33 protein-coding genes are annotated in these 26648 nt (G+C 60.4%); 11 read left to right on the forward strand and 22 right to left on the reverse strand.

From position 1 onward, the window contains the following. Nucleotides 1–70 precede the first annotated feature (70 nt). Nucleotides 71–820: a type II restriction endonuclease gene (locus IB241_RS14665; RefSeq protein ID WP_192299056.1), complete on the forward strand. Its 750-nt coding sequence runs from the start codon at nt 71–73 to the stop codon at nt 818–820. A 45-nt stretch (nt 821–865) separates the two neighbouring features. Here IB241_RS14665 and IB241_RS14670 read toward each other — a convergent pair whose 3' ends face one another. The 8 genes from IB241_RS14670 to IB241_RS14705 form a co-directional block, all read right to left on the reverse strand. Then, entirely contained in the window at nt 866–1915 is a 1050-nt protein-coding gene (locus IB241_RS14670; protein WP_192299057.1) for a DNA adenine methylase, read from the reverse strand. 218 nt (nt 1916–2133) lie between these two features. Then, on the reverse strand, nt 2134–3291 hold the full coding sequence (locus IB241_RS14675; protein WP_192299058.1) for a glutathionylspermidine synthase family protein: 1158 nt from the start codon (nt 3289–3291) through the stop codon (nt 2134–2136). A 12-nt stretch (nt 3292–3303) separates the two neighbouring features. After that, nucleotides 3304–4017 (reverse strand): DUF1190 domain-containing protein, encoded by a 714-nt coding sequence (locus IB241_RS14680; protein ID WP_192299059.1) that lies wholly within the window; start codon nt 4015–4017, stop codon nt 3304–3306. Between the two features lie 18 nt (nt 4018–4035). Beyond that, nucleotides 4036–4464 carry a DUF350 domain-containing protein gene (locus IB241_RS14685; RefSeq protein WP_192299060.1) on the reverse strand — a complete coding sequence of 143 codons (429 nt, stop codon included), beginning with the start codon at nt 4462–4464 and terminating at the stop codon, nt 4036–4038. A 15-nt stretch (nt 4465–4479) separates the two neighbouring features. Next, on the reverse strand, nt 4480–5142 hold the full coding sequence (locus IB241_RS14690; protein WP_192299061.1) for a DUF2491 family protein: 663 nt from the start codon (nt 5140–5142) through the stop codon (nt 4480–4482). A gap of 163 nt (nt 5143–5305) precedes the next feature. After that, nucleotides 5306–5866, reverse strand: coding sequence for a rhomboid family intramembrane serine protease (locus IB241_RS14695; RefSeq protein WP_192299062.1), 561 nt, complete (start codon nt 5864–5866; stop codon nt 5306–5308). 148 nt (nt 5867–6014) lie between these two features. Further along, entirely contained in the window at nt 6015–6713 is a 699-nt protein-coding gene (locus IB241_RS14700; protein ID WP_192299063.1) for a PspA/IM30 family protein, read from the reverse strand. 17 nt (nt 6714–6730) lie between these two features. Then, nucleotides 6731–7312 (reverse strand): YjfI family protein, encoded by a 582-nt coding sequence (locus tag IB241_RS14705; RefSeq protein WP_192299064.1) that lies wholly within the window; start codon nt 7310–7312, stop codon nt 6731–6733. Nucleotides 7313–7681: 369 nt separating this feature from the next. Here IB241_RS14705 and ycaC point away from each other — a divergent pair, with 369 nt between their 5' ends. Then, nucleotides 7682–8314 carry an isochorismate family cysteine hydrolase YcaC gene (gene ycaC, locus IB241_RS14710; protein ID WP_192299065.1) on the forward strand — a complete coding sequence of 211 codons (633 nt, stop codon included), beginning with the start codon at nt 7682–7684 and terminating at the stop codon, nt 8312–8314. A 10-nt stretch (nt 8315–8324) separates the two neighbouring features. Here the strand turns inward: ycaC and IB241_RS14715 are convergent, their stop codons facing one another. Beyond that, the gene (locus IB241_RS14715; protein WP_192299114.1) at nt 8325–8498 is read right to left on the reverse strand and encodes a hypothetical protein; all 174 of its coding nucleotides are present in this window, start codon (nt 8496–8498) and stop codon (nt 8325–8327) included. 149 nt (nt 8499–8647) lie between these two features. Here IB241_RS14715 and IB241_RS14720 point away from each other — a divergent pair, with 149 nt between their 5' ends. Together IB241_RS14720 and IB241_RS14725 are read left to right on the forward strand one after the other, a co-directional pair. After that, a complete protein-coding gene (locus tag IB241_RS14720) occupies nt 8648–9292 on the forward strand; it encodes an NAD(P)H-dependent oxidoreductase (RefSeq protein WP_192299066.1) in 645 nt (214 codons plus the stop codon). Beyond that, nucleotides 9231–9629 (forward strand): MerR family transcriptional regulator, encoded by a 399-nt coding sequence (locus IB241_RS14725; protein ID WP_192299067.1) that lies wholly within the window; start codon nt 9231–9233, stop codon nt 9627–9629. Before IB241_RS14720 ends, IB241_RS14725 begins: the two co-directional genes overlap by 62 nt. Here the strand turns inward: IB241_RS14725 and IB241_RS14730 are convergent. Further along, nucleotides 9626–11572 (reverse strand): hypothetical protein, encoded by a 1947-nt coding sequence (locus IB241_RS14730; RefSeq protein WP_192299068.1) that lies wholly within the window; start codon nt 11570–11572, stop codon nt 9626–9628. The genes IB241_RS14725 and IB241_RS14730 overlap by 4 nt on opposite strands. A gap of 343 nt (nt 11573–11915) precedes the next feature. Between IB241_RS14730 and IB241_RS14735 the strand changes: the two genes are divergently transcribed. The 3 genes from IB241_RS14735 to dxs all read left to right on the forward strand — a co-directional run bounded on the left by IB241_RS14735 (nt 11916) and on the right by dxs (nt 15051). Beyond that, nucleotides 11916–12158 carry an exodeoxyribonuclease VII small subunit gene (locus tag IB241_RS14735; RefSeq protein ID WP_003176346.1) on the forward strand — a complete coding sequence of 81 codons (243 nt, stop codon included), beginning with the start codon at nt 11916–11918 and terminating at the stop codon, nt 12156–12158. Next, a complete protein-coding gene (gene ispA / locus IB241_RS14740; RefSeq protein WP_192299069.1) occupies nt 12155–13042 on the forward strand; it encodes a (2E,6E)-farnesyl diphosphate synthase in 888 nt (295 codons plus the stop codon). Before IB241_RS14735 ends, ispA begins: the two co-directional genes overlap by 4 nt. A 110-nt stretch (nt 13043–13152) precedes the next feature. After that, nucleotides 13153–15051 carry a 1-deoxy-D-xylulose-5-phosphate synthase gene (gene dxs / locus IB241_RS14745; RefSeq protein ID WP_192299070.1) on the forward strand — a complete coding sequence of 633 codons (1899 nt, stop codon included), beginning with the start codon at nt 13153–13155 and terminating at the stop codon, nt 15049–15051. A gap of 54 nt (nt 15052–15105) precedes the next feature. Here dxs and IB241_RS14750 read toward each other — a convergent pair whose 3' ends face one another. From IB241_RS14750 to nrdR, 11 genes are all read right to left on the reverse strand, one after another. After that, nucleotides 15106–15894 (reverse strand): cobalamin-binding protein, encoded by a 789-nt coding sequence (locus IB241_RS14750; RefSeq protein ID WP_192299071.1) that lies wholly within the window; start codon nt 15892–15894, stop codon nt 15106–15108. Beyond that, complete coding sequence (locus IB241_RS14755; RefSeq protein ID WP_192299072.1) at nt 15891–16310, reverse strand: nuclear FMR1 interacting 1 family protein; 420 nt, start codon at nt 16308–16310, stop codon at nt 15891–15893. Before IB241_RS14755 ends, IB241_RS14750 begins: the two co-directional genes overlap by 4 nt. After that, a complete protein-coding gene (ribA, locus tag IB241_RS14760) occupies nt 16307–16924 on the reverse strand; it encodes a GTP cyclohydrolase II (protein ID WP_016978544.1) in 618 nt (205 codons plus the stop codon). Before ribA ends, IB241_RS14755 begins: the two co-directional genes overlap by 4 nt. Nucleotides 16925–17053: 129 nt before the next feature. Beyond that, a complete protein-coding gene (locus tag IB241_RS14765) occupies nt 17054–17773 on the reverse strand; it encodes a substrate-binding periplasmic protein (RefSeq protein ID WP_192299073.1) in 720 nt (239 codons plus the stop codon). 55 nt (nt 17774–17828) lie between these two features. Next, nucleotides 17829–18794: a thiamine-phosphate kinase gene (gene thiL / locus IB241_RS14770; protein WP_192299074.1), complete on the reverse strand. Its 966-nt coding sequence runs from the start codon at nt 18792–18794 to the stop codon at nt 17829–17831. An 18-nt stretch (nt 18795–18812) separates the two neighbouring features. Beyond that, on the reverse strand, nt 18813–19313 hold the full coding sequence (nusB, locus tag IB241_RS14775; RefSeq protein WP_192299075.1) for a transcription antitermination factor NusB: 501 nt from the start codon (nt 19311–19313) through the stop codon (nt 18813–18815). Continuing rightward, nucleotides 19310–19786: a 6,7-dimethyl-8-ribityllumazine synthase gene (gene ribE, locus IB241_RS14780; protein WP_003176356.1), complete on the reverse strand. Its 477-nt coding sequence runs from the start codon at nt 19784–19786 to the stop codon at nt 19310–19312. The genes nusB and ribE overlap by 4 nt, the downstream gene beginning before the upstream one ends. Before the next feature lie 88 nt (nt 19787–19874). Further along, the gene (ribBA, locus tag IB241_RS14785; protein WP_192299076.1) at nt 19875–20966 is read right to left on the reverse strand and encodes a bifunctional 3,4-dihydroxy-2-butanone-4-phosphate synthase/GTP cyclohydrolase II; all 1092 of its coding nucleotides are present in this window, start codon (nt 20964–20966) and stop codon (nt 19875–19877) included. A 15-nt stretch (nt 20967–20981) separates the two neighbouring features. After that, nucleotides 20982–21644 (reverse strand): riboflavin synthase, encoded by a 663-nt coding sequence (locus IB241_RS14790; protein WP_017736638.1) that lies wholly within the window; start codon nt 21642–21644, stop codon nt 20982–20984. A gap of 47 nt (nt 21645–21691) precedes the next feature. After that, nucleotides 21692–22828 carry a bifunctional diaminohydroxyphosphoribosylaminopyrimidine deaminase/5-amino-6-(5-phosphoribosylamino)uracil reductase RibD gene (ribD, locus tag IB241_RS14795; protein ID WP_192299077.1) on the reverse strand — a complete coding sequence of 379 codons (1137 nt, stop codon included), beginning with the start codon at nt 22826–22828 and terminating at the stop codon, nt 21692–21694. Beyond that, on the reverse strand, nt 22825–23289 hold the full coding sequence (gene nrdR, locus IB241_RS14800) for a transcriptional regulator NrdR (protein ID WP_192299078.1): 465 nt from the start codon (nt 23287–23289) through the stop codon (nt 22825–22827). The genes ribD and nrdR overlap by 4 nt, the downstream gene beginning before the upstream one ends. 139 nt (nt 23290–23428) lie before the next feature. On the opposite strand from nrdR, the gene IB241_RS14805 reads away from it, so the two are divergent. The 3 genes from IB241_RS14805 (at nt 23429) to trxA (ending at nt 25580) form a co-directional block, all read left to right on the forward strand. After that, nucleotides 23429–23884: a YbaY family lipoprotein gene (locus tag IB241_RS14805; RefSeq protein ID WP_192299079.1), complete on the forward strand. Its 456-nt coding sequence runs from the start codon at nt 23429–23431 to the stop codon at nt 23882–23884. Continuing rightward, on the forward strand, nt 23881–24537 hold the full coding sequence (locus tag IB241_RS14810) for a class I SAM-dependent methyltransferase (protein ID WP_192299080.1): 657 nt from the start codon (nt 23881–23883) through the stop codon (nt 24535–24537). Before IB241_RS14805 ends, IB241_RS14810 begins: the two co-directional genes overlap by 4 nt. A 170-nt stretch (nt 24538–24707) precedes the next feature. Further along, complete coding sequence (trxA, locus tag IB241_RS14815) at nt 24708–25580, forward strand: thioredoxin (protein ID WP_192299081.1); 873 nt, start codon at nt 24708–24710, stop codon at nt 25578–25580. On the opposite strand, the gene IB241_RS14820 is transcribed toward trxA, so the two are convergent. Further along, a complete protein-coding gene (locus IB241_RS14820; RefSeq protein WP_192299082.1) occupies nt 25577–25918 on the reverse strand; it encodes a hypothetical protein in 342 nt (113 codons plus the stop codon). The genes trxA and IB241_RS14820 overlap by 4 nt on opposite strands. A gap of 131 nt (nt 25919–26049) precedes the next feature. On the opposite strand from IB241_RS14820, the gene IB241_RS14825 reads away from it, so the two are divergent. Then, complete coding sequence (locus tag IB241_RS14825) at nt 26050–26643, forward strand: DUF2796 domain-containing protein (protein WP_192299083.1); 594 nt, start codon at nt 26050–26052, stop codon at nt 26641–26643. The last annotated feature ends 5 nt before the right edge of the window (nt 26644–26648 follow it).

The raw sequence follows: 26648 nt of genomic DNA on the forward strand, positions 1-26648 counted from the left end.
CGGACACTAGCAAGGCGCTTTGACAGGGAGCTTGATGTGTTTTTTGATTGGGCAGAGTTAAGAGGTAGTAGTGATCACACTCAATGATTTCGAAAAAGAATTTCGTAACTACACAAAAGGCTGGACCTGGGAAATCCAGGGTTTTATTGACGAGCAAAACCGGGTCTACCCCATCGACTCCGATACAAAAGTCATCAGTACTGTGTTCGAAAGGCTTGCCAGCCCGGTTCTCAGAACCATCGCACTCAATCACGGTTTTATCGTAGCCAACGCTAATCAGACCACGTATCCCGATTTCACCTTCACCAAGTTCGATAACTATGGCAATGTCGTGCAACGCATCGCCATCGACATCAAGACGACCTATCACGCCCAAGGAAAACCCATGGGCCTGACCCTGGGAAGTTATAAGTCGTTTATCAGGAATGACACCAAAAACATTTTACATCCGTATTCGACCTACACCCATCATTGGGTGATTGGCTTTATCTACACGCGAAACCTGGCATTTGAAGAGTATGATCTAACCAACATACCAAAAGCCGGCGACATCAAATGCCCTTATGACTTGCAGAGCATCTTCATCAGAGAAAAGACTGATGTTGTAGGGTTGAGAGCGGGAAGCGGCAATACCGCCAACATTGGCTCCATCAAGCTGAAAAGCCCTCAGGAGTTCTCGACAGTCAAAGGGCCGTTCTCACATTTCTCTCAAGTAAAAGAAGCCTGCGACTTTTATTGGCAGAACTACGACCACTACAAGGGCGCGATTAAAACCCAGCAAGACCTGCTGGCTCACCCGGACTTCCAGAGGTTTCTGTAAACTTTTGTGCGTCCACATGCCTGTAGTTGAGTGCCCCGTCGTCAACTACAGGCGTGCGATGATAAAAATCTCTTCATTGTCTGCGTTTTTGCTCAGTGCATATTTGTATTCACCTGCCGTGTGTATCTCCACCTGTCTGCCACAGCCCTGCATGACCGCCTGGATCTCAAGGGGAGACGGTGTGCCGTCGCTTCTATAGCTCATGATGATGGTCGACGAATGAAAATACTCACATATGTACTTTAATTGCTTGAGCGCAGACTCTTTTTTATGCCAGGCACTTTCTATATTTACGATGGGTTTGTGCGGGTATCGAGTATCGCCTTTCGAGAAAAGGCTATAGTCACATAAGCCTTCCAGAAAATGATAAAAGTTGGAGTAATTAACCGACACAGACTTCCCATTCATGTAGGGAGGGTCCATATACACAACATCATAATCTTGAGGAAGCGCTTCCAGGCAGGCCGTGTCAACACAGGTTGTTATCGGCTGCCGTGCATCAACAGCAGGCAAGGCTGCCAATTCCTTGATGCACTTTACGGCATGTTCCTTGATTGAGGTCTCCCAGGTCTTTGCGTTGCCAAAGGACCTGACGACATCCTTGAGGCGCATATCCAGATTCGCGCGATGAAACAGATTGTAAGGTCTCTTCTTGATGAGCGCCTGCCCCACTGCGTAGATATAAAGGCTTTGCTTTAATCCGCAATAGCGCTGTATGTTCTGGCAAAAGTTGTCTATCTCGCTATTTTCATGAGGTTTGAAGTAAACCCCTTGAAACTCGTCAGACACAATAGATTCAAAGTCATCGGCACGATGATTCAACAAGAAATCCAAGTCCGCATCCAAATCCAGCGCACTCAGCTCTTCCTGTGAGTAATTCAAGAACAAAGAGGCGGTATTTTGATTGTATTTCAAGTAATCGTTTGCCAGAACTTTTTTGCCCAGATAACGAAATAACAATGCCACGATCCCGGACCCGGAATACAGATCAATTATTGACTCGCACTTTTCAGCTTCTATCAGTGCTGCAATTTCCGGAAGAATCTTTCTTTTTGAACCTTGAAAGCGTGTTGCGGGAAAACGTGGCAATAGCATATTTCTCTCCTCAGCGGAGCACTATATCAGAACGGCTTATGCAGGTAAATTCACCGAAAACAGAACACAATTAAACTTTAATACTCACTCTGCTTATTTTTAAGCCATGCTGTTTTACTTCAATATAACGCCCACGCGCACAAAGTTTCCCTCTCAACTTCAGCCCTGATCAATAACCGACTGACATTCACCAGACATTGCCGAGAAGCCCGTCGTTTTCAATCCAGTATCAAATGCGGCAAAAACCGACTCGAATCCTTCGTTATCAAACTATTATCCTCGCGCACGCCAATCCCCGCCGCCTGGTCCCCGATCACCCAGGAACCAATCAACGTATAACTGTCCCCAAACCGCGGCAGCGGCGCGAACTCCTGAAGGATGAACGGCGCATCCGTATAGGGCCCGTCTTCTTTCACGATCAGCCCATCCACCGTTTGCAGTTCAATGTTCGCCCCTTCCCGTGAGAAGAACGGCTTGCGCACCCAGCCCTTCGGCACGGCTTTACCCGGATCGGTATCCAGGTGCGCCGCGAGCAAATTCGGATGGCCGCTGTTGAACTCCCATAACAGGGGAAGCACGCCTTTGTTGGAGAGGATGGATTTCCATGCCGGCTCGAAGAACTGCGTGTCGCTCTGGGCAATCGCGGCACCAAACGGCTCATGGAAGATGAACTCCCAAGCGTGCAGCTTGAACAGGTGGGGAATCCAGCGATCCTCAAGGTCGACGAAGCGGCCTTCGCTGGTCAGGCCGATGTCTTCGATGTCGATATGACGGGATTCGATGCCGACTTTTTCCGCGACGAGGCGCAGGTAGTCGGTGGTGCCTTTGTCTTCGACCGAGTCTTTCATCGAGGCGAAGTAGAAGGGCTGGTTGACCTGCAATTGGGCAAAGGCCTGGTGCAGTTTGGTGTCGATGCTGTTGAACTGGTCGGCATGCTTGGGCAGCAGGCCGCGCTCGATGCATTGTTCCAGCCAGCCCCACTGAAACGCCGCAGCCTCGTAGAGGCTGGTCGGTGTGTCGTAGTTGAGTTCGAGCAGTTTGGCGGGACCGTTGCCGTTGTAGGAAAAGTCCATGCGCCCATACAGGTGCGGGTGGCCTTCGAGCCATGAGGTGCGGATCATGTCAAAGAACGGCGCGGGAATGCTCAGGCGCTCGAGCAACTCTTCGCTCTGGACCACACGGGCCACGAGGTCCATGCACATCTCATGGATCTCGGTGGTCGGGTCTTCCAGGTCCTGCTCAATTTGCTTGAGCGTGAACTGGTAGTACGCGCGCTCATCCCAATAGGGCTCGTTGTCGATGGTGTGGAACAGAAAGCCGAGGCTGTCGGCGGTTTGTTTCCAGTCGTGACGTTCTGCGCATTGGATTTTCTTCATGGCCAGCCCTCCTTAGCTGCTCGACCTGCCGCCGCCCCAGCCACTGCGTGCGCTGGCCTTGCTGCCGAAGCCACCACGTGAGGTGGCCGACGCAACGGAGCTGGACTTGCTGGAGGAACGCAGCGTGTTGGTGTAATTGCTGCTGCCGTACCTGGCCTGGTTCGAGCGGCCGAAGGTCGCGCCTTTCGAGACACGTTGGTTGAGCGTTGAAGAGGCGTAATCGCCGCGATCATCGCGATAGCGGTACACCGGCTCGGAGCGGTAGCTGTTGCGATTGTTGCTCAGCATGTTGCCGATCAGCAGCCCAGTCAGCAGGCTGCTGGTGGAAAAGCCTGAGCCACCACTGCTCGCTTGCGCGCCCGCCGCCTGGGCGTTGGCCGCATCGACCTGGGATTGCGTCACCTGGCCTTCGGCGGTCAGTTCGAAACCACCCAGCCTGGGGATGAATTTTCCGCTGGAGTCCTGTTGGCACCAGTCAGCGACAAAGTCGGCATCGCAATCGGCCTGACTGTCGTACACCGGCGCAATGCGGCGGTGCTCGGCCATGGCGGTCATATAGGCGTCCGAGCAGACGTCCACCGGCAGCTTCTCATCGGCACATTGCTGAACCGACTGGAAGTTGTACTTCTTCTGCAAATCGTAGGTTTTTTCCGTCGGCCCACAGCCGGAGATCGCCATGGCGACCGACGCTGCCAGCGAAAGCTGGACATACTTGCTTCGTTTCATCGGGAGCTCCGTGCGCGATCAGTTCTGGGTAGGCGTCATGCACGCGGCATTCAACATGCCGACGCTGATGGCCACTGCCGCCACGTAGATGCCGGCCGCGAGCTCGCCGTTCCTGATGCGCTCGGACGTGCCTTTGAGCACCAGGCTGGTCAACAAAAACGCCAGCAGTTGGACGACAGCCGCGATGATCGCCCAAACGGCGAAGTCGAGAAGGCTGATCGAATAGGCAATCACGTTGCTGGCAGGAATGGCAAAACCGATGATGGCGCCACCCAGGGCGACCGCCGCGGACACGTTGCCCGCACGGATCAACTCGAACTCCTTGTGCGGGGTGATGCGGGTGTAGATGAACTGGAACAGCACGAACAGTACGGCCGCACCGAGGATGTAGAGGACAAACCCGAGTACGGCGGCTTTGTTCAGGGAAATGGAAAGAGCTTCTAGCATGGATGGCTTCCTTTTTTAGAGCACGGTCAGGTCGGTGGTGTACAGCGAAATGCCCAGCGACGTGCTCAGGCTGATGGTGCCTTCAGCGTCTTCTTCGACAGAAAACAAAAGGAACTCGCGTCGATCGGTCAGTCCGGTGTCACGGGCATATAGCATCGAGCGGTGCTCGACGCTGTAGGAATCCTCGGGGCTTATCACCTGCTCGCTCATCGCCACCAATTCTGTCTGGCCGTTTTCGCTGCCCCACACACGGGCGTATTCGACACCGTCGAGGGTGTAGGTCGGCAACCCGATCAGACTCTGCGGCCCGGCCAGTCGACGCAGTTCGGCTTCGCTACTGAGGGTGACGTAGCTCAGGTAGTTAAACAGGATCACGGACTCCACCTGCCCGGCGATCTCGCCCGTGGTGTGGACCTGCAACCAGTAATCCTCGTCGTTCATGTAATAGCGCGACAGCCAGGTCGACTGCCCGAGATCCACGGTGCCGTTGCTCCAGATTTCCTGGGAGCCGGGAATCACCACCGAGGTTTTCTCATCGAGCAGCAACTTCAGGGTCGTGTCGAACATCACGCCTTTGCCTGGGGCCAGGCCCAATGGGCCAGTGCTTGGCAAGACCGGTTTCGACTCGGCATTGGCTCGCGGGGCCTCAAGCCCCATCAACTGTTTAAACCATCCCATTGGAGATTTCCTTGAGGCAGGTAGAGGCGCAGCCTTCAATGCGCATGGCACTGGGCGGGCTGATCGAAGCAAGAAGAGAGTTGGCGCAACAACAGGAAAGTCGACATTTTTGCCCCTGGTTCCTTGGGTACTTGATTCCTGAAAGCAGGATGCTCAAGCGCAGTCAGCCGGCATTAAACCTGCTGCGCGGCGCCGAGAGAAGTACCTTGGCTGCAATAAATCCGGCGAACGCACCAAACAGATGCCCTTCGAAGGAAACCCCCTGGCGAGGCAGGAAACCAAGGATCAGGCCACCATAAAGTACCGCCACCACACCGGCCGTTATCAGGTTGGCCCAGCTGCGGTGAAACCAGGCCCGAGACAACAGATAAGCCCACAGCCCGAATACCCAGCCGCTGGCGCCCACGTGTATACCCGCAAAACCGAACAGCCAGACCAATGAGCCGCCCAGCACAATTATGATCGCGCTGACGCTGACGAACCGGTTGAGCCCTTCGATAATGACCAGGGTGCCCAGTACCAGAAACGCGATCAGGTTCGCACTGAGGTGGGCAAAGGACCCGTGCAGGAACGGTGACGCGAGAATGCCAAGCAATCCCTGCACCGTTCTCGGGACCAGGCCGAATGCCATGAGGCTGTACCCGGTCGCGACATTGAGCAGTTGCAGTGCAACCATGCACAAGGCCAGGCCTGCGATTATCTTGAAACCCTTCAAGGCATCCATCCTGACCTCGACGTCGTTAAAAAGCAGATAGGGTAAGAATTGACCTGTGGCGAGGGCGCTTGACGCGAAGCGGCCCCCAGCTTTTGTTTGCGCCGTCCAGCGGGAGCAAGCGCCCTCACCAAAGGTGCAGTGTTCGCCCTTGTCGGCCTTACTCGGCTGACTTTTTCTTCAGGCGTTCGAGGATCGCATTGGCACTGCCTTCATTCGGCGTGATGCCGGCTTCACGCAGCTTGCGCTCCAGGTCGGAGCCCGTCGACGCCTCGGCCAGTTCATCCTGGGCTTGCAGTTCAGCCGCGCGTTGCTGCTGCTTGGCCTGCAAGCGATTCAGCGTACCGACAGCGGTCTCCAGCTTGCCGTTGGCACCGCCACTGGCGATGGACGCGCTGACTTGAGCCTTTTGCACGCTTTCACGCGCCTTGGCCATGTCCACTTGCTGGCGCAGGCTTTTGATCCGGCTTTCGGCCTTGGTGATGTCCTTGCGCATGCTGTCCGCGTAACCACCGAACTCGGCGGCCTGCTTTTGCTCGACATCCCGCTCGTTGGTCAGGGTCGAAATGGCTTCGGCCACTTCCAGGGCCAGGTCTTCACGATTGGCCTGGATAGCCGCCATCGCCTTGGACTCCAGGTCCTTGATCTTGGCGTCGTACTCACCGACGCGATCAGTCGCCAGTTTGTGCTTGGCCATGATGCTGACCAACTCACGCTTGGCATTGGCAAGCGCGGTGTCGGCGTCGCGGATTTCCTGGTCGAGAATACGCAGGGCCTGCTGGTCGACGATCGACTCGCCGACTTCGCTCGCACCGCCACGCAGCGCGGTGAACAATTTGCTCCAGATGGACTGAGTCATTGGGTACTCCCGAATACTTAATTGAAGAAACGTTCGAAGGCTTCGCTGGCGCGCTGCACGTTGTCGACCAGGGTTTTCACCTCGGTCACGATGTTGGTCAGGCTGGAGTCGGAGCTCAACGCACCGAACATGTTGTAGACAACTTGCCCATTAGGCATGGACTCGATGCCGATCGAGGACAGCGGGAACATTTCCCGGCTGCGCAACACGGCGTCATTGAATTTCGGCACGTCGTTGATGGACTCGACGTCGACCAGCACGGTATCCACGATGATCTGCTCGCCCACCACCGCGATGTAAATCGGCAAGCCACCGAAGTCGTTCATCTCCAGCTTGATGCTGGACTCGGAGCCTTGCACCAGAGAAAGCGTAATGTCATTGGCGACCACTTCGTCCAGGGCCTGGAGAGCGGTGAAGAGGCGATCGATATTCCAGTTGTTACCTGCGCTCATGTAATTCTCCGACATGAATGAGCCAGCCAGGATCGGCTGGCGGAGCTGTTTCTCCATCTGCTTGAGCAGGCTTCGGTTTTCGGGAAGCACCCAAGTCTCGTGTTTCACATACCCGGCGGCCGCCAGCCCCGCGCGCATCTGTTTCATGTAGAAGCTCGATGGCTTTTTCGCGGCCGGTTTCAAGCGCTCTCCTTGAAAGCTTGCGGAATCGGAATCGGACCCGGCGGACGGGCTCGATGGAGAGCTGCTTTTCATGATGCTGACCTCGTAGTGAAAAACTCACGCGTGAGAAAATCTACAGGCAATTTTCATCACGCTCAATAGCTCACGCGTGAGATTTTTTGTATGACTTTTCTTGGCTACGTCCCTCCCCGTACGGGTGAAGATTCAACGATTGTCGCTTTTGAGTTGACGGTATTACCCGTTTCAGCCGATTTATCCACCGCCACCCACCCATTAATCTGTGCCCATGTTGAACGCAACGCCCAACCAACCTAAACAAAAAAGGATTCAACCATGAGCACTCCAACCTACAACCGCTTGAACAAAGACGACGCCGTAGTTCTGCTGGTCGACCACCAGACCGGCCTGATTTCCCTGGTGCAGGACTTCTCGCCCAACGAGTTCAAGAACAACGTGCTCGCCCTGGCGGACCTGGCCAAGTTCTTCGAACTGCCGACCATCCTCACCACCAGCTTCGAGCAAGGCCCCAACGGCCCGCTGGTGCCAGAGTTGAAGGAAATGTTCCCGGACGCGCCGTACATCGCCCGCCCAGGCCAGATCAACGCCTGGGACAACGAAGACTTCGTCAAGGCGATCAAGGCCACCGGCCGCAAGCAGATCATCATTGCCGGCGTGGTCACCGATGTGTGCGTAGCGTTCCCTACCCTCTCGGCACTGGCCGAAGGCTTTGATGTGTTCGTGGTCACCGATGCCTCGGGCACCTTCAACACCACCGTGCAGCAGGCCGCATGGAGCCGCATGACCCAGGCCGGCGCGCAGATGATGAACTGGTTCTCGGTGGCGTGTGAGCTGCACCGCGACTGGCGCAACGACATCGAAGGCCTGGGCAACCTGTTGTCCCAGCGCATTCCGAACTATCGCAACCTGATGAATGGTTATGCGGCGCTGACGGCGCACAAGAACTAAGCAAAGCGCGTTAAACAAAATGCCTGCCCTGAAAAGCAGGCTTTTGTTGTTTGCGCCCCTCCAACCCCCGCAGAAAGTCGGTGACATGCTTGATCAGCGCGGTTTCTATGTCGTGCTCCTGCGCGTCCAACGCCAGGCTCAAAAAGTCAAAGCGGGAGTGTTGAGGCAAGCTAGCCAGCGTCATCCAAGGCCACAAAGCACAACGAACGCTTCAGGAAGGGCCTCTCAAGGATTGCAGACCCGTCCTGCTGGCAATTGCAAATAGGCGTATTGCTTGACTCTCCCCTATACAGCACCCCCTACCCTGAACCCCCGCTTTCAGGACATCCCACCATGGCCCACCGCATCCTGGTCATCCTCGGCCACCCCTCCACGACCAGCCTCTGCTCTGCCCTCGCCGACGCCTACATCCGCAGTGCAAAAACCGCGGGCCATGAGGTACGCGTCCTACGCTTGGGCGAGCTTGATTTCGACCCGATCCTGCACAACGGCTACAACCAGATTCAACCCCTGGAAGCCGATCTGCTCCGCGCGCAAGCCGACATCCTATGGGCCACCCACCTGGCCTTCGCCTTCCCCATCTGGTGGGGTGGCATACCGGCCTTGATGAAAGGCTTTATCGACCGTATTTTCCTACCCGGTTTTGCCTTCAAATACCGCGCAGGCAAGGCGTTTCCTGACAAACTCCTGCGCGGCCGAACCGCACACCTGTTGGTGACCCTGGATACGCCGCCGTGGTATTACCGTTGGTTCTATCACATGCCGGGCGTACATCAGATGCGCAAGACCACCCTGGCGTTTTGCGGCATCAAGCCGATCAAGACGTTGCTGTTCGGGCCGGTCCTCGGATCGACATCCACGCAGCGCGACGCCTGGCTGAAACAAGCCAGCGCACTTCTGGAAAAAGGGAGTTTTCATGTACATCGGCAAAGCCGCGCAACTGTCGGGCACGACCATCAAGGCGATTCGTCACTATGAGGCGATCGGCCTGCTGCCGACGGCCCGGCGCGAGGGCCAATACCGGGTCTATTCAGAGCAAAGTGTCGAGTTGCTGATGTTCATCAAGTGCGCCCAGCAACTGGGATTCAAGCTCAAGGAATTGCAGGAAATTCTCCACGGCGCCCCGGCAGGTGCGTTGGCACAACAACGGGCGACGGCGGCGATTGCGCAAAAGAAGCATGAACTGGTCACGCAGATTGCAGCCCAGCAGCAGGTGCTGGCCGGTTTGCTGGCCTTTGAGGCCAGCCTGCAAGACGCGCAGGGGCAATGCCAGTTTGAACGCCTGGTTGAAACTGGCCGCCCGCCCCGCACTTAGTTGAGCACGTCCCCCCATTTGCGTTGCACTTCGCGCTCCTGGGCGACGCAGACACGGGTCAGTGCGTCCACCCAGGCCACCGCGCCGGTGTTGGCGGCACGAAGCAGCAACATGATGTCATCCATCTCGAAGTCACCCGGTTCACTGACGGTGCTGTGCTCGTCGAGCATTTTCCTGACCAGCTCGTTGAGCTGCTGCTTGCTCGCCACTTTGGTCATGATCAGCAACATCGGCAGCACATCGTCGTCCAGATTGAAGGTGCTGGCGGGGTTACGTTCCTCGTAGCTGCTGCAGATCACGCCGAAACCGTTGAGGAATGTCTCGAAAATGTTCTCCTGAGTACGCACGGCCTCCGGCACCTTGTGGAAGGAAAAACCGTACATCAGCGCCAGCACAAAGAAGACCTGGTCCTCGACTTTTTTATCGGGGGCGCCAATCAGTTTTTCCGCCTTGGGGATCAGCGCTTCCAGGAAATCAATGGGCAACTGCCAGATGAACTCGGCATCCGGGTCTTCGAGCTGATCCTGTTTCATCTCCTGCAAAATCGCACGCAGGGTGTCGACGGGTTGCTGCCCCGGCCGCAGCTCGGGTTCATCGTCCATCAACAGGTCGTCCAGATCGGCATGGTAGCCACGGCTCACTGGCGCCGCCGGCGTGATGTCCGGCAAGGCAGCGACGCGTTCGGCTTCGCCGACCAATAGCTTGTCGAGGAGTTTGTTGCGGTTTTCCAGCATGAAGCGCACGAAGGTATCTTCCTTCAGCGCGAGACGAACCACCCCCGGCAGGAAGGCATAAATGAACACGCCCAGCTTCTCGACGTTGGCGTCATCACGCAGTGCAGCCAGGGACGCCTCGCCGGTTTTTTCCTTGAGAAACGGCAGGATCTTGGGCTTGTTTTGCTCGATGGCCACGGCGACATAACCGAGCAGTTTGTCTTTGCCGCTGACCTTGCTCTGCTGCTCGGCGGGACTACGCACAGGGGTGTCTTCGATGACCGCCAGGGCAGAAATTTCTTCCACCTGCGCAGGCTCCAACACCTCAGGTTCAGGCTCGGGCACCACCTGCTGGGGCGCAGGGGTGTCGTCGACCGAGGCCTGGCGCACATCGATCAACGCCTGGTCGATCAGCGAAAAGAACTCGCCCAATTCCTTTTCGCCTACCTGAGTGAAGGAGCCGACCTTACGCGAGTTGACGTACAGGTCGCGCTTCTCCACCGACAGCCCCTCCAGATGGCGCCAGAAAAACAGGCGCGGCGCTTCAAACACCATTTTCAGCGCCAGCTTGCTCTCGCCCATCAGCACGCCTTCCTTGGCGCCACCGAACAGGGTGTCATCGATCAGCACCAGCACTTCGTCTTCACGCATATTGGCGCCGTAAGACTCCAGCGCCGCTTGCAGTTTTTTCTGCGGAATGTGCGGGCGCACGTAGACGCGCTCCAAGCCCAGGCGTTCGGCCAGGTTGACGCTCATCTGCACCACCGCCTCGACTTGGGCGGCGCTCAACTCCTGATTGCCGGCGGCAGCTTTTACTTCGGTGCGCTTGGCCGAAGGCGCAGCACCGGACTGGCTGCTCATCCACTCCAGGACCAATGCGAAACAGCGGTTCAGATCCGCCTTGTCCGGCATGTTGAAGGCAATTGCCTGACGCTTGTTGAGGAAGAGTTTGCTGCCCTGGAGCTCCAGCGACTGCACTTCGCTGTAGGCGTAGGTGACAGCGTCAGTGAAGGTTTCACGGATCGCCAGGCAGTCGTGCGCGATCAGGCAACCATCCTTGCCGCTGCCAAACATGGTGTCGTCGACCAACACCACCACGTCGCTGGGGTCCAGCGTCAAATCGTAAGCGGCCAGCGCGTTGCTCAGCAGCTTCTTGGGAATATTGGGTGCTACATAGACACGCCCCGAGCTTGAGTATTTCCTGGCCTGCAAGAACGCCAACAACGACATATCCCTATCTCCTCAAACGCGCTTTTTTTGCCTGCACTGTCCACGGATGGCTGCAGGTCGTGACGCAGAATAGCACCGGGCCATCATCGAGATAACCGTCAATTAGGCTACACAATCGGCTCACACGCCTGCCGACCACATTTCTATGCAGCAACGTCGAGCAGTACAACGTGGATCAGCACGGCCTGATCGACCAACGGTGCCTTTTAAGGCATGGCCCTATAAGGGACGCGGTACGCGCTATCAAATCACTGGCCCAGACGATCGCCCCCCCCGCTCATTTGCCCCCATCCCCCATGTCTGCTAGTGTCGCGCCGGTTTACCGTCTACCGGAATAGCCGCCATGGCCCGCAAAAAAGTTGCACTCGATTTCGAACAATCCCTCGCCGACCTGCAAACCCTGGTCGAGCGTCTGGAGAACGGCGAGTTGTCGCTGGAAGACTCGTTGACAGCGTTTGAGCAAGGCATCGGCCTGACCCGCGACTGCCAGAGCGCCTTGGCGCAGGCGGAGCAGAAGGTCCAGGTGCTGCTGGAGCGTGACGGGGAGTTGGCCGAAGAACCTTTCGATGCGGAACAGCCGGAATGATCGACGCGTATCAGGCCAGTAGCCAAGCCCGGGTCAATGCGGCGCTGGAGCCCTTGTTTGTTGCGCCAAGCCCCGAACTCACACGTCTTTATGCAGCCATGCGCTATAGCGTGATGAATGGCGGCAAGCGCGTGCGCCCGTTGTTGGCCTATGCCGCCTGCGAAGCCCTCGGCGCGCCTGCCGAGCAGGCCAACGGCGCGGCGTGTGCGGTGGAGTTGATCCACGCCTATTCCCTGGTGCATGACGATTTGCCGGCCATGGACGATGACGATCTGCGTCGCGGCCAGCCCACCACCCACAAAGCCTTTGACGAAGCCTGCGCGATTCTGGCCGGTGACGGCCTGCAAAGCCTGGCGTTCAGCGCACTGCTGGACCCGACGCTGAGCGACGCCAACGCCGAGATCCGCTTGCGCATGGTCACCGCCCTGGCCCTGGCAGCGGGCCCCGCCGGTATGGTCGGCGGCCAGGCCATCGACCTGGGTTCGGTCGGCCAGAAGCTCGATCAACACGCCCTGGAATTCATGCACCGCCACAAGACCGGTGCGCTGATCGAAGCTGCCGTGCAACTCGGCGCCCTGGCCAGTGGCCGTGCCGACGCTGCGCAGTTGGCCGCGTTAAAGACCTATTCCCGCGCCATCGGCCTGGCTTTCCAGGTGCAGGACGACATCCTCGACGTCGAAAGTGACACCGCGACCCTGGGCAAACGCCAGGGCGCCGACATCGCACGGGACAAACCGACTTATCCTGCACTGCTTGGGCTTGAATCGGCGAAGGCCTACGCCTTGGAACTACGCGACCAGGCCCTTGACGCCCTGCGACCTTTCGACGCGGCAGCCGAGCCACTGCGCGACCTGGCGCGGTATATCGTCGAACGCCGGCACTGATTACTGCGGCCATTGCAGCCGCATATCAGCCAAGTTCGGCGCTCTGCGTGGGCAGTTTGCGATGCTTGAGGTAAACTGCCGCCTCTTCTATACCTATAACGATTCGCCTGATGCCCACGACGTTTCAAGAGATTCCCCGCAAGCGCCCGTCCACGCCCCTGCTCGACCGTGCTGCCACGCCGGCCGGCCTGCGTCGTCTGGGTGAAGCCGAGCTGGAAACCCTGGCCGATGAGTTGCGCCTGGAATTGCTCTACACGGTCGGCCAGACCGGTGGGCATTTCGGTGCCGGCCTGGGCGTCATCGAGCTGACTATCGCCCTGCATTACGTGTTCGACACCCCGGACGACCGGCTGGTGTGGGACGTGGGCCATCAGGCGTATCCGCATAAAATCCTCACGGGCCGCCGCGACCAGATGGGCAGCCTGCGCCAGAAGGACGGCATTGCCGCCTTCCCGCGTCGCTCCGAGAGCGAGTACGACACCTTTGGCGTCGGTCACTCCAGCACCTCCATCAGTGCCGCGCTGGGCATGGCGATTGCCGCCCGCCTGCAAGGCAGCGATCGCAAGGCGATTGCGGTGATCGGTGATGGCGCGCTGACCGCCGGCATGGCCTTCGAAGCGTTGAACCACGCGCCGGAAGTGGACGCCAACATGTTGGTGATCCTCAACGACAACGACATGTCGATCTCGCGCAACGTCGGTGGCTTGTCCAATTACCTGGCAAAAATCCTTTCCAGCCGCACCTACGCCAGCATGCGCGAAGGCAGCAAGAAAGTGCTCTCGCGCCTGCCCGGCGCGTGGGAAATTGCCCGGCGCACCGAAGAATATGCCAAGGGCATGCTGGTTCCCGGCACCCTGTTCGAAGAATTGGGCTGGAACTACATCGGCCCGATCGACGGCCATGACCTGCCGACCCTGATCGCCACGCTGCGCAACATGCGTGACCTCAAGGGCCCGCAGTTCCTGCACATCGTCACCAAGAAAGGCAAAGGCTTCGCGCCTGCGGAAGTCGACCCGATTGGCTACCACGCCATCACCAAGCTGGAACCGCTGGACGCCCCCGCCGCCGCGCCGAAAAAGGCCAGTGGGCCGAAGTACTCCGGCGTGTTCGGCGAATGGCTGTGCGACATGGCCGCTGCCGACCCGCGCCTGGTGGGGATCACCCCGGCGATGAAGGAAGGCTCCGACCTGGTGGCCTTCAGCGAGCGTTTCCCGCTGCGCTACTTCGACGTGGCGATTGCCGAGCAGCACGCGGTGACGTTCGCCGCTGGCATGGCCTGCGAAGGCGCCAAGCCGGTGGTGGCGATCTACTCCACATTCCTGCAACGCGGCTACGACCAACTGGTACATGACGTCGCCGTGCAGAACCTCGACGTGCTCTTCGCCATCGACCGCGCCGGCCTGGTTGGCGAAGACGGCCCGACCCACGCCGGCAGCTTTGATTTGTCCTACTTGCGCTGCATCCCCGGCATGCTGGTGATGACCCCGAGCGACGAGAACGAACTGCGCAAGATGCTCAGCACCGGCCACCTCTACAACGGTCCGGCCGCCGTGCGCTACCCCCGCGGCAATGGCCCGAACGCGGTGATCGAGAAGGACCTGGCGCCTATCGAGATCGGCAAGGGCATCGTGCGGCGCCAAGGCAGCAAGACAGCGTTCCTGGTGTTTGGCGTGCAACTGGCCGAAGCCCTGAAAGTGGCGCAGAAGATCGACGCTACCGTGGTCGACATGCGCTTCGTCAAACCGTTGGATGAAACCTTGGTCCGCGAGATGGCCGCCAGCCACGAGCTGCTGGTGACGGTTGAAGAAAACGCCATCATGGGCGGCGCGGGTGCGGCGGTCAGCGAGTTCCTGGCGCGGGAGAACATCCTCAAGTCGGTGCTGCACCTGGGCTTGCCGGATGTGTACGTCGAACACGCCAAGCCGGCGCAGATGCTGGCGGAATGTGGTTTGGATGAAGCGGGTATCGAGGCGGCGGTGCTCAAGCGCACGGCGCAACTGGGCCTGTAACCCGGATCAGAATGTGGGAGGGGCAAGCCCTTCCCACATTGGTTTGGACTACCTTCAGAGGCTCGGCGCAATCACCTGACACAAGCGCCCCAGCGCCTGCACCATCTGCCCACTGGGCCGCTCCAGCCCTTTGTCCGGCACCACCCGAACCCGCATCGCCATCGCCGGCCAGGCATTCCAGGCCTCTTTCTGCACCTGATCACCGACCAGAATCACCTGCGGATCACGCTGCAACACCGACTCGATACTCACCTGCGGCGCAGGCAGCTTGAGGTCATCGAACACATTGCGTGCGCCGCACACCTTCAGCGCATCACTGATGATCTGCTCACCGCCCACGGTATACAGCGGCTGGTTCCACACCTGGTAAAACACCCGCAACGGCTCGGCGCGCTGGTAACGCCGGCGCAGTTCAACCAGTTGTTCGCGCAAGTTGGCGGCCAATCGGCGGCCAGCGTCCGCACGCCCCAGTTGCACGGCAATCGCGTCCACCTGGGTGACCAGTTGTTCAAGGCTATGGGGGTCGGCGAGGTAAACCGGAATATTCAAGCGCTGTAGCTGCTCACGCTGCGCCGGGCCGACACTGCCGGGCCACAGCAGGATCAGGTCGGGTTTGAGGCTGAGCAGACGCTCCATGTCCAACTGGCCGTAGCGCCCGACTGACGGCACCTCTGCCAAGGCTGCCGGCCGTTCGCCGCCGTCGAGCACGCCCACCAGCAGGTCGGCGGCGCCCAGCTCAAACACGATTTCAGACAGGGATGGCGCCAGGCTGACGACACGCTCAACCGCCAGCACCTGAACGCTGGATGCCAGCAACACAAGCGCCAGCCAGTGGCGCTTCATCCCAGTTGGCGAGGGATGCGGTAGAGGTAAAACAGCACCAGCGTCGACAGCGCCAACAAAAACAGTGGCACCGCTTCGAGGCCGACAAACACCGCCAGCGCGCCGATCCAGGCCGGTATGGCGGCAATCAGCAAGGCGGTACGTCGGCGGGCTGCCAGGGTGATCCAGGCCGCGGGCTCTTCAGGGGTATCGAGGGCTTTGGAGGTGGCGATCAACGCGTGTTTATAGCCGTGAAAGTAACGCAGGCTGAGAAACATCGAGGCCACGCCGGCGATAAAGAACGGCATGGCCAGTACCGGCAGCAGGGCTTCGGTCTGACCAAACACCAGGTTGATTACAAACAAAGGCAGCAGCGCCAGGGCCAGGTACTGCCACCAGTTGAAGGACAGTCGCCGTTTCACCTGGCCACGGGTCACGCGCGGTCGACCTCGCCCTGATGCTCATTGCCCATCATGTGGTCGAGCTTGCTGGCTTTGGTGGCCAGGTAGAGCTTGTTGTGCGGGTTGTGCCCGGTGTGCAGCGGTACACGCTCGGCGACGGTGATACCCATTTCGGTCAAGGCCTTGACCTTGCGCGGGTTGTTGGTCATCAAGCGCAGGGACTTGACGCCCAGGTGCTCGAGCATCGGCAGGCAGATCGCATAGTCCCGCTGGTCGGCGGCAAACCCCAGGCGCTCGTTGGCTTCGACGGTGTCGGCGCCGCCATCTTGCAACTCATAGGCGCGGATCTTGTTCATCAGGCCAATGCCACGGCCTTCCTGGCGCAGATACAGCAACACACCACGGCCTTCACGGGCGATGGCACGCATGGCGGCTTCCAGTTGTGAACCACAGTCGCAACGCTGGCTGAACAGTGCGTCGCCAGTCAGGCATTCGGAGTGCACGCGGCCAAGCACCGGCGCGCCGTCAGCGATGTCGCCAAGGCTGAGCACAACGTGCTCGCGGCCGGTGGCTTCTTCGAGAAAGCCGTTCATGGTGAACGTGGCAAAAGGGGTAGGCAGCTTGGAAGCGGCGACGAAAACGACGGGCACCGTGTGCTCCTGATTTCAGTTTTTACAAAGGCGGCCATTGTAACAGCACGTTCCTACAGACGCTTAAGCTGAATTATCGCTGATAAAGATCAATCGGTTCGATTGGCCTTCATCCCGGTTCTATGCAGGTCAGAACGGATACGGCTGTTTCCAGCGTTCAAAGATCGGCTTCAGCTCGCCGCTGCTCACCAGGGCCGCCATGCGCCGGTCAAATACCGCCATCAGGCTGCGGCCTCGTTCGGTATCGGCAAAACCCACGTACAGCGGCAGTTCCGCGAGATGCGTCAGTTTGAACCTGGAAGGGTCTGGCGCTTGCTTGAGGACTTCGCTGACCTCGGTCAGGGCATCGATATAGAAGTCCGCCCGGGCATGCAGGAGCATTGACGTGACGCTGTCGCGCCGCTCGATCTGGTTGAAACGCTGCACATTGGGCAGGTAGTCCTCGTACTTGTAGCCGCGCACCCAGGCCAGGCGATAGTTGCCCAATGTGGCCAACGTCGGCGGTGGCGTGCTGGCCAGTCCAAGGGCGTAGATATGGTCGGAGTCGAAATTCGAGCGGGGATACAACACGCCGGTGGCTTCGTCGCGATAGGCGCCCACCCAGCCGTCCACCTCGCCGCGCTGGGTAAGGCCGACCGAGCGTGTATAGGGTTCGGTACGGGTTTGCAGGGTGATTCCCTCCGGCTCGAACACCTGGCGCAAGACGTCCCAGGCCAGACCGCTGCCATCGGTATTGGTGTAGTCGTCCCAGGCTTCACTGGCGAGCAGAACCTTGCCGGGCACCTGATCGGCCTGAGCCAAAGATGTCATTGCGCACAGTAGGATAAGCAGCCAGCGGCGCACATCCATACGGACAACCTCCTACTTCGTAACCATCGGATAGAGGGTAGCGCAGCGCGCCGACTTACGGCGCATCGCGAAAGTGCTGATAACCGCGCACGGCCGGGGTGATGTCCCGCCCGTTGGCGTCCAGCAGCGTCACGCCCTGCCCCACCTCGACCCGGCCAATCACCCGCACCGGCCAACCGCTGGCCAGCAACGGCGCCAGTTCGGCAGGTGGCAGGGTGAACGCCAGCACATAATCATCGCCGCCACTCAACGCGGCCACACGCGCTTCGTCATCGCCGACAAACGCCAGCAACGCCTCTGACAGCGGCAATCGCTCGCGCTCGATCAACAGGCTGACGGCCGAAGCCTTGGCGATATGCCCGCAATCAGCCAGCAGACCGTCGGAGATGTCCATCGCAGACGTAGCCTTGCCCCGCAGCGCCAGCCCCAGGGCCAGTTGCGGTTGTGGCGACCAGTAATGGGCCAGCAACGGTTCGGCGATGGCTGCGTCGGCGCTGCGCTGCCCCAGGACCAAAGCCAAGGCACCGGCGGCGTTGCCCAGCTCACCGCCCACGCACAGCAGGTCGCCCGGCTGCGCACCGCTGCGGGTCAACGCCTGCCCGGCCGGCACACGACCGAACACGGTCAGGGTCAGGCTCAGCGGGCCACGTGTGGTATCACCGCCCACCAGGCCCACGCCGCAACTCTGCGCCATGGCGTTCAAACCTTGGGCATAGCGTTGCAGCCAATCGGCATCCACGGTCGGCGTGGTCAGGGCAAGGGTAAATGCGAGGGGATGGGCGCCCATGGCCGCCAGGTCGCTTACCGCCACGGCCAACGAGCGCTGGCCGAGCAGGAACGGGTCGCAAGGGTCGGAAAAATGCACCCCGGCCACCAAGGTATCGGTGGAGATTGCCAACTGCTCCCCAGCGGGGAGCGCCAGCAAGGCGCAGTCATCGCCGATCCCCAGGGCAATGCCTTCGCCGCCCTGCGCACAGGGCGCGGCGGCGAAGTATTTACGGATCAGCTCAAACTCGCCCATCAAGAATTCAAGCGCAGGTTAGCGCTTGTACGCCTTCACTTCGGCTTCGCGCAGGCGCGGGGCCAGCTTGTCGAGTACGCCATTGACGAACTTGTGACCGTCGGTCGAACCGTAGACTTTCGCCAGTTCGATGCCCTCGTTGATCACTACGCGGTACGGCACGTCGACGCGATAGAGCAGTTCCCAAGCGGACAGGCGCATCACGCACAGTTCAACCGGGTCCAGTTCCTCGATGGTCAGGTCCAGGCAAGGTGCCAGGGCCGTGTCGATCTCGGTCAGGTGCGCATGCACGCCGTGCAGGATGTCGTGGAAGTACGGCAGGTCGGCGAAGGTGAAATCGTTGTCGACGCGAAACTGCGCTTCGATTTCGTTCAGCGAGGCACCGGCCAGGTGACGTTGGTACAGCGCCTGGGTCGCCAACTGACGAGCAGCGCGACGCTTCTCGTTCTTCGATGGCTTGCCGGCATCGGCCGGACGCTCGTCGCGTGGGTTGAAACGATCGCTCTCGTCGGAAATCACTTGGCCTCCAACTGCGACAGCAGGCTGACCATTTCCAGGGCGGACAGGGCAGCTTCAGCACCTTTGTTGCCGGCCTTGGTGCCGGAACGCTCGATGGCTTGCTCGATGGAATCAACGGTCAGAACGCCGAACGCAACCGGCACGCCGAACTCCATGGACACCTGGGCCAGGCCCTTGGTGCATTCGCCAGCCACGTATTCGAAGTGCGGAGTGCCGCCCCGAATGACCGCGCCCAGGGCGATGATCGCCGCGTATTCGCCCTGTTGAGCAACTTTTTGCGCAACCAGCGGAATTTCGAAGGCGCCAGGCGCACGGATGATCGTGATGTCGCTCTCGCTCACACCGTGGCGAACCAGGGCGTCCACGGCACCGCTTACCAGGCTTTCAACCACGAAGCTGTTGAAGCGGCCAACCACCAGGGCGTAGCGGCCTTTGGGGGCGATGAAGGTACCTTCGATGGTCTTCAGGGTCATTCGACAAATCTCTTAAAGAGCGGGGACGCGAAAAGTGCGTCCCTTAGTGATGATTTAACCGCGAACAAGGGGCAGAAATCGCCGGCCTTTATTCGGAGGGCACGTATTCTACAACTTCCAGGTCGAAACCGGATATGGCATTAAATTTCATCGGCGCACTCATCAGGCGCATTTTGCGCACGCCCAGGTCACGCAGGATCTGCGAACCGGCACCGACAATGCTGTACGTGGTCGGCTTTTTCACCGGCGCGTGGTCGGCCGTTTCACGGATATGCGCCAGCAGCACATCGCCATCCAGCGGGTGACCGAGCAACAGCACCACACCGCTGCCGGCCTCGGAGACCGCAGCCATCGCGGCGCGCAGGCTCCAGCGGCCCGGCTGCTTGACCATCAGCAGATCGCGCAGTGGGTCCATGTTGTGCACGCGCACCAGGGTCGGCTCTTCGGCGCACACGGTGCCCAGGGTCAGGGCCATGTGCACGTCGCCTTCCACTGAATCACGGTAGGTCACCAAATTGAATTGGCCCAGTTCGCTGTCCAGTGGCTGCTCGGCAATCCGCTGAACGGTACGTTCGTGGATCATCCGGTAGTGAATCAGGTCGGCGATGGTGCCGATCTTGATGTCGTGTTCGGCGGCAAACGCCTCGAGTTCGGTGCGACGGGCCATGGTGCCGTCGTCATTCATCACTTCGCAGATCACGCCGCTGGGCTCGAAACCGGCCATGCGCGCCAGGTCGCAGGCGGCTTCGGTGTGGCCGGCGCGGGCCAGGGTGCCACCCGGTTGGGCCATCAACGGGAAGATGTGGCCGGGGCTGACGATGTCTTCGGCCTTGGCGTCCTTCGCGGCGGCCGCTTGCACGGTGCGTGCGCGGTCGGCAGCGGAGATACCGGTGGTGACGCCCGTCGTCGCTTCGATGGACACGGTGAACTTGGTGCCAAACCCGGAGCCGTTGCGCGGCGCCATCAACGGCAGCTTGAGCAATTCGCAGCGCTCGCGGCTCATGGGCATGCAGATCAACCCACGGGCGTGCTTGGCCATGAAGTTGATGTGCTCGGGCTTGCAGGCCTCGGCGGCCATGATGATGTCGCCTTCGTTCTCGCGGTCTTCGTCATCCATGAGGATGACCATCTTGCCTTGGCGGATGTCTTCAACCAGTTCTTCGATGCTATTGAGCGCCACGTGGCACCCCCTTGGTCAGGATTTCAGGTAGCCGTTAGCGGCCAGAAAACTTTCGGTGATGTTACTTCCGGTTGGCTCTGCGGCCTTATCGCCCAGTAGCAGGCGCTCCAGGTAACGGGCAAGCAAGTCGACTTCCAGGTTCACCCGGCGGCCTGGCTGGTAGGACGCCATGATGGTTTCGCTGAGGGTGTGGGGAATGATGGTCAGTTCGAATTCGGCGCCGTTCACGGCGTTCACGGTCAGGCTGGTGCCATCGACGGTGATCGAGCCTTTGTGCGCGATGTACTTGGCCAGCTCTTTGGGCGCGCGGATACGGAATTCCACGGCACGCGCGTTTTCGCTGCGGGCTACCACTTCGCCGACGCCATCGACATGGCCGCTGACCAGGTGACCACCCAGGCGGGTGGTTGGGGTGAGGGCTTTTTCCAGGTTGACCGGGCTGCCAGCCTTGAGGTCGTTCATCGCGGTGCAATCCAGGGTTTCCCGGCTGACGTCGGCGGCAAAGCCGTTGCCCGGCAACTCGATGACGGTCAGGCACACGCCGTTGATCGCGATGCTGTCACCCAGCTTGACGTCGCCGAGGTCGAGCTTGCCGGTTTCAACCGACAGGCGCACATCGCCGCCTTTTGGGGTCATGGCGCGGATGCTGCCGATGGATTCGATGATGCCGGTGAACATGGCCTTCTCCTGGAAAACGGTGCGGGCACTTGAGCGCCCGGTCAGAATTATACGCTCGCGGGTGGAAGCGGGATGGCAGTGACTCGCCAGTCGTCGCCTACAGCGCGCATTTCAGTGATCTTGAGTTGGGGAGCGTCGGCCAGTTTCTCAAGCGGCCAGTCCAGCAACGGCCGTGCAGCGGAACCGAGGAACTTGCCGGCGATGAATATCACGTACTCATCCACCAGGCCTTGCTGGGCAAATGCCCCCGCCAGGCTTGGGCCTGCCTCGACCAACACTTCGTTGACGCCACGGGCGGCCAGCGCCACCAGCGCCGAACGCAGGTCGACCTGGCCATCGACACCCGGCACCACCAGGCATTCGGGGCCACGTGGGAACTGGTTCTCCGGGGTTACGCAGGTGATGACCAGCGCCGGCCCGGCCTTGAAGAACGGTGCGTTGAGCGGCACGCGCAGGCGGCCGTCAATCAGTACACGTAACGGCGGACGCGACATGGCCAGGGCCGTGGTGGCTTCGTCCAGGCCCAGTTCGGCAGCGCGCACGGTCAGGCGGGCGCCGTCGGCGAGCACCGTGTCGGCGCCGGTCAGCACCACACTGGCCTCGGCACGCAGGCGCTGCACGGCGGCGCGGGCAGCCGGACCGGTGATCCATTGGCTTTCGCCACTGGCCATGGCGGTGCGACCGTCCAGGCTCATTGCCAGCTTGACCCGCACGAAGGGCAGGCCGTGTTCCATGCGCTTGAGGAACCCCGGATTCAATGCGCGGGCCTGGGCTTCCAGCACGCCACTAAAGACCTCGATCCCGGCTTGTGCCAGACGCTGCATGCCGCGCCCGGCCACTTCGGGGTTCGGGTCCTGCATGCCGGCCACGACGCGCGCGACACCGGCCGTGACCAAGGCATCGGCGCACGGCGGTGTACGCCCGTGGTGGCTGCACGGTTCGAGGGTCACGTACACCGTGGCGCCCCGGGCCTTGTCACCGGCGGCGCGCAAGGCGTTGGGCTCGGCGTGGGGCTCGCCGGTGCGCTCATGCCAACCTTCACCGACAATCTGCCCATCGCGCACGATCACGCAGCCGACCCGAGGGTTGGGATGGGTGGTGTACAAGCCTTTGCGCGCCAATTCGAGGGCACGGGCCATGTAGTGGGCGTCCAGGACAGCTTGTTCGGCAGACGGTGGGTTCATTGTTTGGCAGGCTCCCGGGCCAGGCGGTCGATCTCTTCGCGGAACTCATTGAGGTCCTGGAAGCGTCGATAGACCGAGGCGAAACGGATATAGGCGACTTCGTCGAGCTTTTGCAGCTCGCCCATCACCAGTTCTCCAACCACCAGGCTCTTGACCTCGCGCTCGCCGGTCGCACGCAGTTTGTGCTTGATATGCGCCAGCGCCGCCTCCAGCCGCTCGACACTCACCGGGCGTTTTTCCAGGGCGCGCTGCATACCGGCGCGCAGTTTTTCTTCGTCGAAAGGCTGGCGGCTGCCGTCGGACTTGATCAGGCGCGGCAATACCAGTTCGGCGGTTTCGAAGGTGGTGAAACGTTCACCACAGGCCAGGCATTCGCGCCGGCGACGCACTTGATCGCCCTCGGCGACCAGACGTGAGTCAATGACCTTGGTGTCGTTGGCACCGCAGAAGGGACAGTGCATGGTGGCAGGCAACAAAAAAAGGGAGGGCCATGGTAGCGCATCCCCGTGGCAAGACAAGCCATAGCCTTTACGGTATATAGGCTGACTATTATGTTTCATATTTTTTAAGCCACGGATTTTGCCCTTTCTGGAGCCGTACATGCAGTTACGACCACTTGTATTACTTACCGTGTTCAGTTTCCTGGTCGCCTGCAGCAGCGAAGCCCCCAAACCTTCCGCGCCCGCCCCTCAGCCTGCGCAAGAGAAAAAAGTCCCGGGCCTTGAAGACCTCGGCCCGCTACCGGCCTATCAGCGTGAAATCAACGGCAGCCTGACCAACGTGCCGGCCGGCGCCGAAGTCGAGATGGCCCTGCTGGTGATCGACGATCGCTCGCGCCCACAACAGTTGCTCGCCAGCAGCGTGCTCACCGGCAATGGCAAGCCCCTGGCCTTCCGCCTGCGTTTCAACCCCCAGGCCTTCCCGGCCGGCGCCCGCGTTGAATTGCGCGGCCGCGCCAGCCAGTCCGGCCAGTTGATCCTGCACCTGCCCGCCGTGCGCATCACCCAGGCGATCACCCAGACCACCGGCCCCCTGCAACTCGTCAAGGCACCATGACGCCACCGCTGGCCCTGCAAGCGGCACTGAGCGAACTGATCGGCGACGCCCAACTGATGCCCTGCCCGCTGCCGGGCACCGAGTTGTCGTTATGGCTGCTGGATGCAGACAACATGGACCGCGCCTTCAGCCCCGAAGAAACCCGGCGCATCCTGCATGAACCGCCGTACTGGAGCTTCTGCTGGGCCAGCGGCCTGGCGCTGGCGCGGTATCTGGCGGCGCATCCCGAGTGGGTTGCCGGCAAGCGCGTGCTGGATTTTGGCGCCGGCTCCGGCGTGGCCGGGATTGCGGCGGTCAAGGCCGGCGCCCTGGAAGTGGTGGCGTGCGATCTTGATCCGCTGGCGCTGGCGTCTTGCCGGGCGAATGCCGAACTCAACGGTGTGGAACTGGGGTATTCACAGGACTTCTTTGCCGAAACCGACCGCTTCGACCTGATCCTCGTGGCCGACGTGCTTTACGACCGCGCCAACCTGCCGCTGCTCGATCACTTCCTGACCCGCGGCCGTGAGGCACTGGTGGCCGATTCGCGGGTGCGCGACTTTCAACATGCGGAGTATCAAAGACTGGAAGTCCTGGACGCGTTGACGCTGCCGGACCTGGCCGAGCCTTGGGAGTTTCGCAAGGTGAGCCTGTACCACTCGCGGCGGCCTTGAGGCCATCGCCGGCAAGCCCGCTCCCAGATTCGCACTGCCGCGTCCTGTTGAAATGCATTCCCCTGTGGGAGCGGGCTTGCCCGCGATAGCGATCTTGAACCCGCCGTGCTTTCAGCCAACTGCGCCAGCCCTTATAGTTCCCCCCATTCCCGCTTTATTCGAGACGCCCCATGAGTGAGCCCACGCCGTATATCTTCGATGTCACCACCGCCACATTCGACCAGGCAGTGATCGAGAACTCCTTCCACAAGCCCGTGCTGGTGGACTTCTGGGCCGAGTGGTGTGCGCCGTGCAAGGCGTTGATGCCGTTGTTGGCGCAGATTGCCGAGAGTTACCAGGGCGAGTTGCTGCTGGCCAAGGTCGATTGCGAGGCCGAACAGGACATCGTGGCGCGCTTTGGCATTCGCAGCCTGCCGACGGTGGTGCTGTTCAAGGATGGCCAGCCGGTCGATGGGTTTGCCGGGGCGCAGCCGGAGTCGGCAGTGCGGGCAATGCTGGAGCCGCATGTGCAGATGCCACCACCGGCGGCAGCCGATCCGTTGGAGCAGGCCCAGGCGTTGTTTGCCGAAGGCCGCATCAACGATGCCGAGGCCGTACTGGTGACGCTGCTGGGCGAGGACAACACCAACGCCGCCGCGCTGATCCTGTATGCACGCTGCCTGGCCGAGCGCGGTGAGCTGGGCGAAGCCCAAACCGTGCTCGACGCGGTCAAAAGCGACGAGCACAAGGCCGCCCTCGCCGGCGCCAAGGCGCAGATCACCTTCCTGCGCCAGGCCGCCGACCTGCCGGACGCCGCCGACCTGAAAAGCCGCCTGGCGCAAAACCCGCAGGATGACGAAGCGGCCTACCAACTGAGCATCCAGCAACTGGCGCGCCAGCAGTACGACGCGGCGCTGGAAGGTTTACTCAAGTTGTTTATCCGCAACCGCAGCTACAGCGAAGGCTTGCCGCACAAGACCTTGCTGCAGGTGTTCGAACTGCTGGGCAATGATCACCCGCTGGTCACGGTGTACCGCCGCAAGCTGTTCGCTGCGTTGTACTAATCACCGATCCAGCTGTACAGCGGCGTATCCCCGCCGCTGGCGACTTTCACCTTGGCGTTATGGCGCAGGCGCACCAACAGGCGCTTGCCCGCCGAGGCGTCGCCGGCCAGGCCTTCCAATTGATCGAGCAACTCCAGACCGCTGAGTTGCCCGGCGCTGCGCAATACATCCTGGGCCTTCTGCCATAGATCTTCATCCTGCTTGACTGGCACTGCAGCCGGCGCACTTGGCGCGGGGGCAGCCTGCAACTGGGCGCCCAGGCGTGCCCAATCGCCGTCGTCCAGCTCCAGGGTCAAGTCCACCGGCAGGTCGCCGACGGTTCCACGAATTCTCAACATCATCCGTACTCCTGCATTTTTTCTGACGGGCATGCTCCCATGCGGCTTGCGCAACGCCAAGCGGGCGGTCAAACTCTCAGCCCTATTGTTATAAGATCACATAACAAAACTTTCATCTCTGGAGCCGCCCCATGCGCCGTTTGTTGCTTGCTTTGCCGTTTGCCCTGCTGCCACTGGCGGTTGCCCATGCCCATGAAGAGCACGACCACGAGCACGGCAGCCTCGGCGCCCACGAACATGGCGTCGGCCGCCTCAACGCTGTGCTCGACGGCCAGGCACTGGAGCTGGAACTGGACAGCCCGGCAATGAACCTGGTGGGTTTCGAACACCCTGCCACCAGCGCCGCCGACAAAGCCAAGGTCGCGGCCGTGCGCAAACAGCTGGAGAACCCGCTGGCCCTGTTCAACCTGCCCAAGGCCGCCGGTTGCGTGGCCAGCTCCCAGGAACTCAACAGCCCACTGTTCGGCGACAAGCCCGAAGCCGATCACGACGACGATGATGACCACGATCACGACGCCAAAGACGGCGAGCATCATCACGACCACAGCGAAATCCACGCCCACTACCAATTCACCTGCGCCACGCCGACGGCCCTGAGCAACCTCGACCTGACCCAGGTGTTCAAGACCTTCCCCGCCACCCAGAAAATTCAGGTACAACTGATCGGCCCGAGCGGCCAGCAAGGTGTTGACGCGACGGCCACAGCCGCCACTCTGAAGTTCTGAGTTCA

Origin of the sequence: Pseudomonas sp. PDM05, from assembly GCF_014851685.1 — a bacterium.
Classification (GTDB): domain Bacteria; phylum Pseudomonadota; class Gammaproteobacteria; order Pseudomonadales; family Pseudomonadaceae; genus Aquipseudomonas.

Coding starts and splice junctions, on each gene's coding strand:
- IB241_RS14725 (WP_192299067.1), top strand. CDS start 9,231: ATGTACATCGGCAAAGCCGCGCAACTGTCGGGCACGACCATCAAGGCG.
- dxs (WP_192299070.1), top strand. CDS start 13,153: ATGCCCACGACGTTTCAAGAGATTCCCCGCAAGCGCCCGTCCACGCCC.
- IB241_RS14790 (WP_017736638.1), bottom strand. CDS start 21,644: ATGTTCACCGGCATCATCGAATCCATCGGCAGCATCCGCGCCATGACC.
- IB241_RS14680 (WP_192299059.1), bottom strand. CDS start 4,017: ATGAAACGAAGCAAGTATGTCCAGCTTTCGCTGGCAGCGTCGGTCGCC.
- IB241_RS14765 (WP_192299073.1), bottom strand. CDS start 17,773: ATGGATGTGCGCCGCTGGCTGCTTATCCTACTGTGCGCAATGACATCT.
- IB241_RS14825 (WP_192299083.1), top strand. CDS start 26,050: ATGCGCCGTTTGTTGCTTGCTTTGCCGTTTGCCCTGCTGCCACTGGCG.
- IB241_RS14675 (WP_192299058.1), bottom strand. CDS start 3,291: ATGAAGAAAATCCAATGCGCAGAACGTCACGACTGGAAACAAACCGCC.
- IB241_RS14715 (WP_192299114.1), bottom strand. CDS start 8,498: ATGACGCTGGCTAGCTTGCCTCAACACTCCCGCTTTGACTTTTTGAGC.
- IB241_RS14810 (WP_192299080.1), top strand. CDS start 23,881: ATGACGCCACCGCTGGCCCTGCAAGCGGCACTGAGCGAACTGATCGGC.
- IB241_RS14805 (WP_192299079.1), top strand. CDS start 23,429: ATGCAGTTACGACCACTTGTATTACTTACCGTGTTCAGTTTCCTGGTC.
- IB241_RS14670 (WP_192299057.1), bottom strand. CDS start 1,915: ATGCTATTGCCACGTTTTCCCGCAACACGCTTTCAAGGTTCAAAAAGA.
- ycaC (WP_192299065.1), top strand. CDS start 7,682: ATGAGCACTCCAACCTACAACCGCTTGAACAAAGACGACGCCGTAGTT.
- IB241_RS14685 (WP_192299060.1), bottom strand. CDS start 4,464: ATGCTAGAAGCTCTTTCCATTTCCCTGAACAAAGCCGCCGTACTCGGG.
- IB241_RS14690 (WP_192299061.1), bottom strand. CDS start 5,142: ATGGGATGGTTTAAACAGTTGATGGGGCTTGAGGCCCCGCGAGCCAAT.
- ribD (WP_192299077.1), bottom strand. CDS start 22,828: ATGAACCCACCGTCTGCCGAACAAGCTGTCCTGGACGCCCACTACATG.
- IB241_RS14720 (WP_192299066.1), top strand. CDS start 8,648: ATGGCCCACCGCATCCTGGTCATCCTCGGCCACCCCTCCACGACCAGC.
- thiL (WP_192299074.1), bottom strand. CDS start 18,794: ATGGGCGAGTTTGAGCTGATCCGTAAATACTTCGCCGCCGCGCCCTGT.
- trxA (WP_192299081.1), top strand. CDS start 24,708: ATGAGTGAGCCCACGCCGTATATCTTCGATGTCACCACCGCCACATTC.
- IB241_RS14695 (WP_192299062.1), bottom strand. CDS start 5,866: ATGGATGCCTTGAAGGGTTTCAAGATAATCGCAGGCCTGGCCTTGTGC.
- IB241_RS14750 (WP_192299071.1), bottom strand. CDS start 15,894: ATGAAGCGCCACTGGCTGGCGCTTGTGTTGCTGGCATCCAGCGTTCAG.
- nrdR (WP_192299078.1), bottom strand. CDS start 23,289: ATGCACTGTCCCTTCTGCGGTGCCAACGACACCAAGGTCATTGACTCA.
- IB241_RS14700 (WP_192299063.1), bottom strand. CDS start 6,713: ATGACTCAGTCCATCTGGAGCAAATTGTTCACCGCGCTGCGTGGCGGT.
- IB241_RS14820 (WP_192299082.1), bottom strand. CDS start 25,918: ATGTTGAGAATTCGTGGAACCGTCGGCGACCTGCCGGTGGACTTGACC.
- IB241_RS14735 (WP_003176346.1), top strand. CDS start 11,916: ATGGCCCGCAAAAAAGTTGCACTCGATTTCGAACAATCCCTCGCCGAC.
- IB241_RS14705 (WP_192299064.1), bottom strand. CDS start 7,312: ATGAAACAGATGCGCGCGGGGCTGGCGGCCGCCGGGTATGTGAAACAC.
- IB241_RS14730 (WP_192299068.1), bottom strand. CDS start 11,572: ATGTCGTTGTTGGCGTTCTTGCAGGCCAGGAAATACTCAAGCTCGGGG.
- ispA (WP_192299069.1), top strand. CDS start 12,155: ATGATCGACGCGTATCAGGCCAGTAGCCAAGCCCGGGTCAATGCGGCG.
- ribE (WP_003176356.1), bottom strand. CDS start 19,786: ATGACCCTGAAGACCATCGAAGGTACCTTCATCGCCCCCAAAGGCCGC.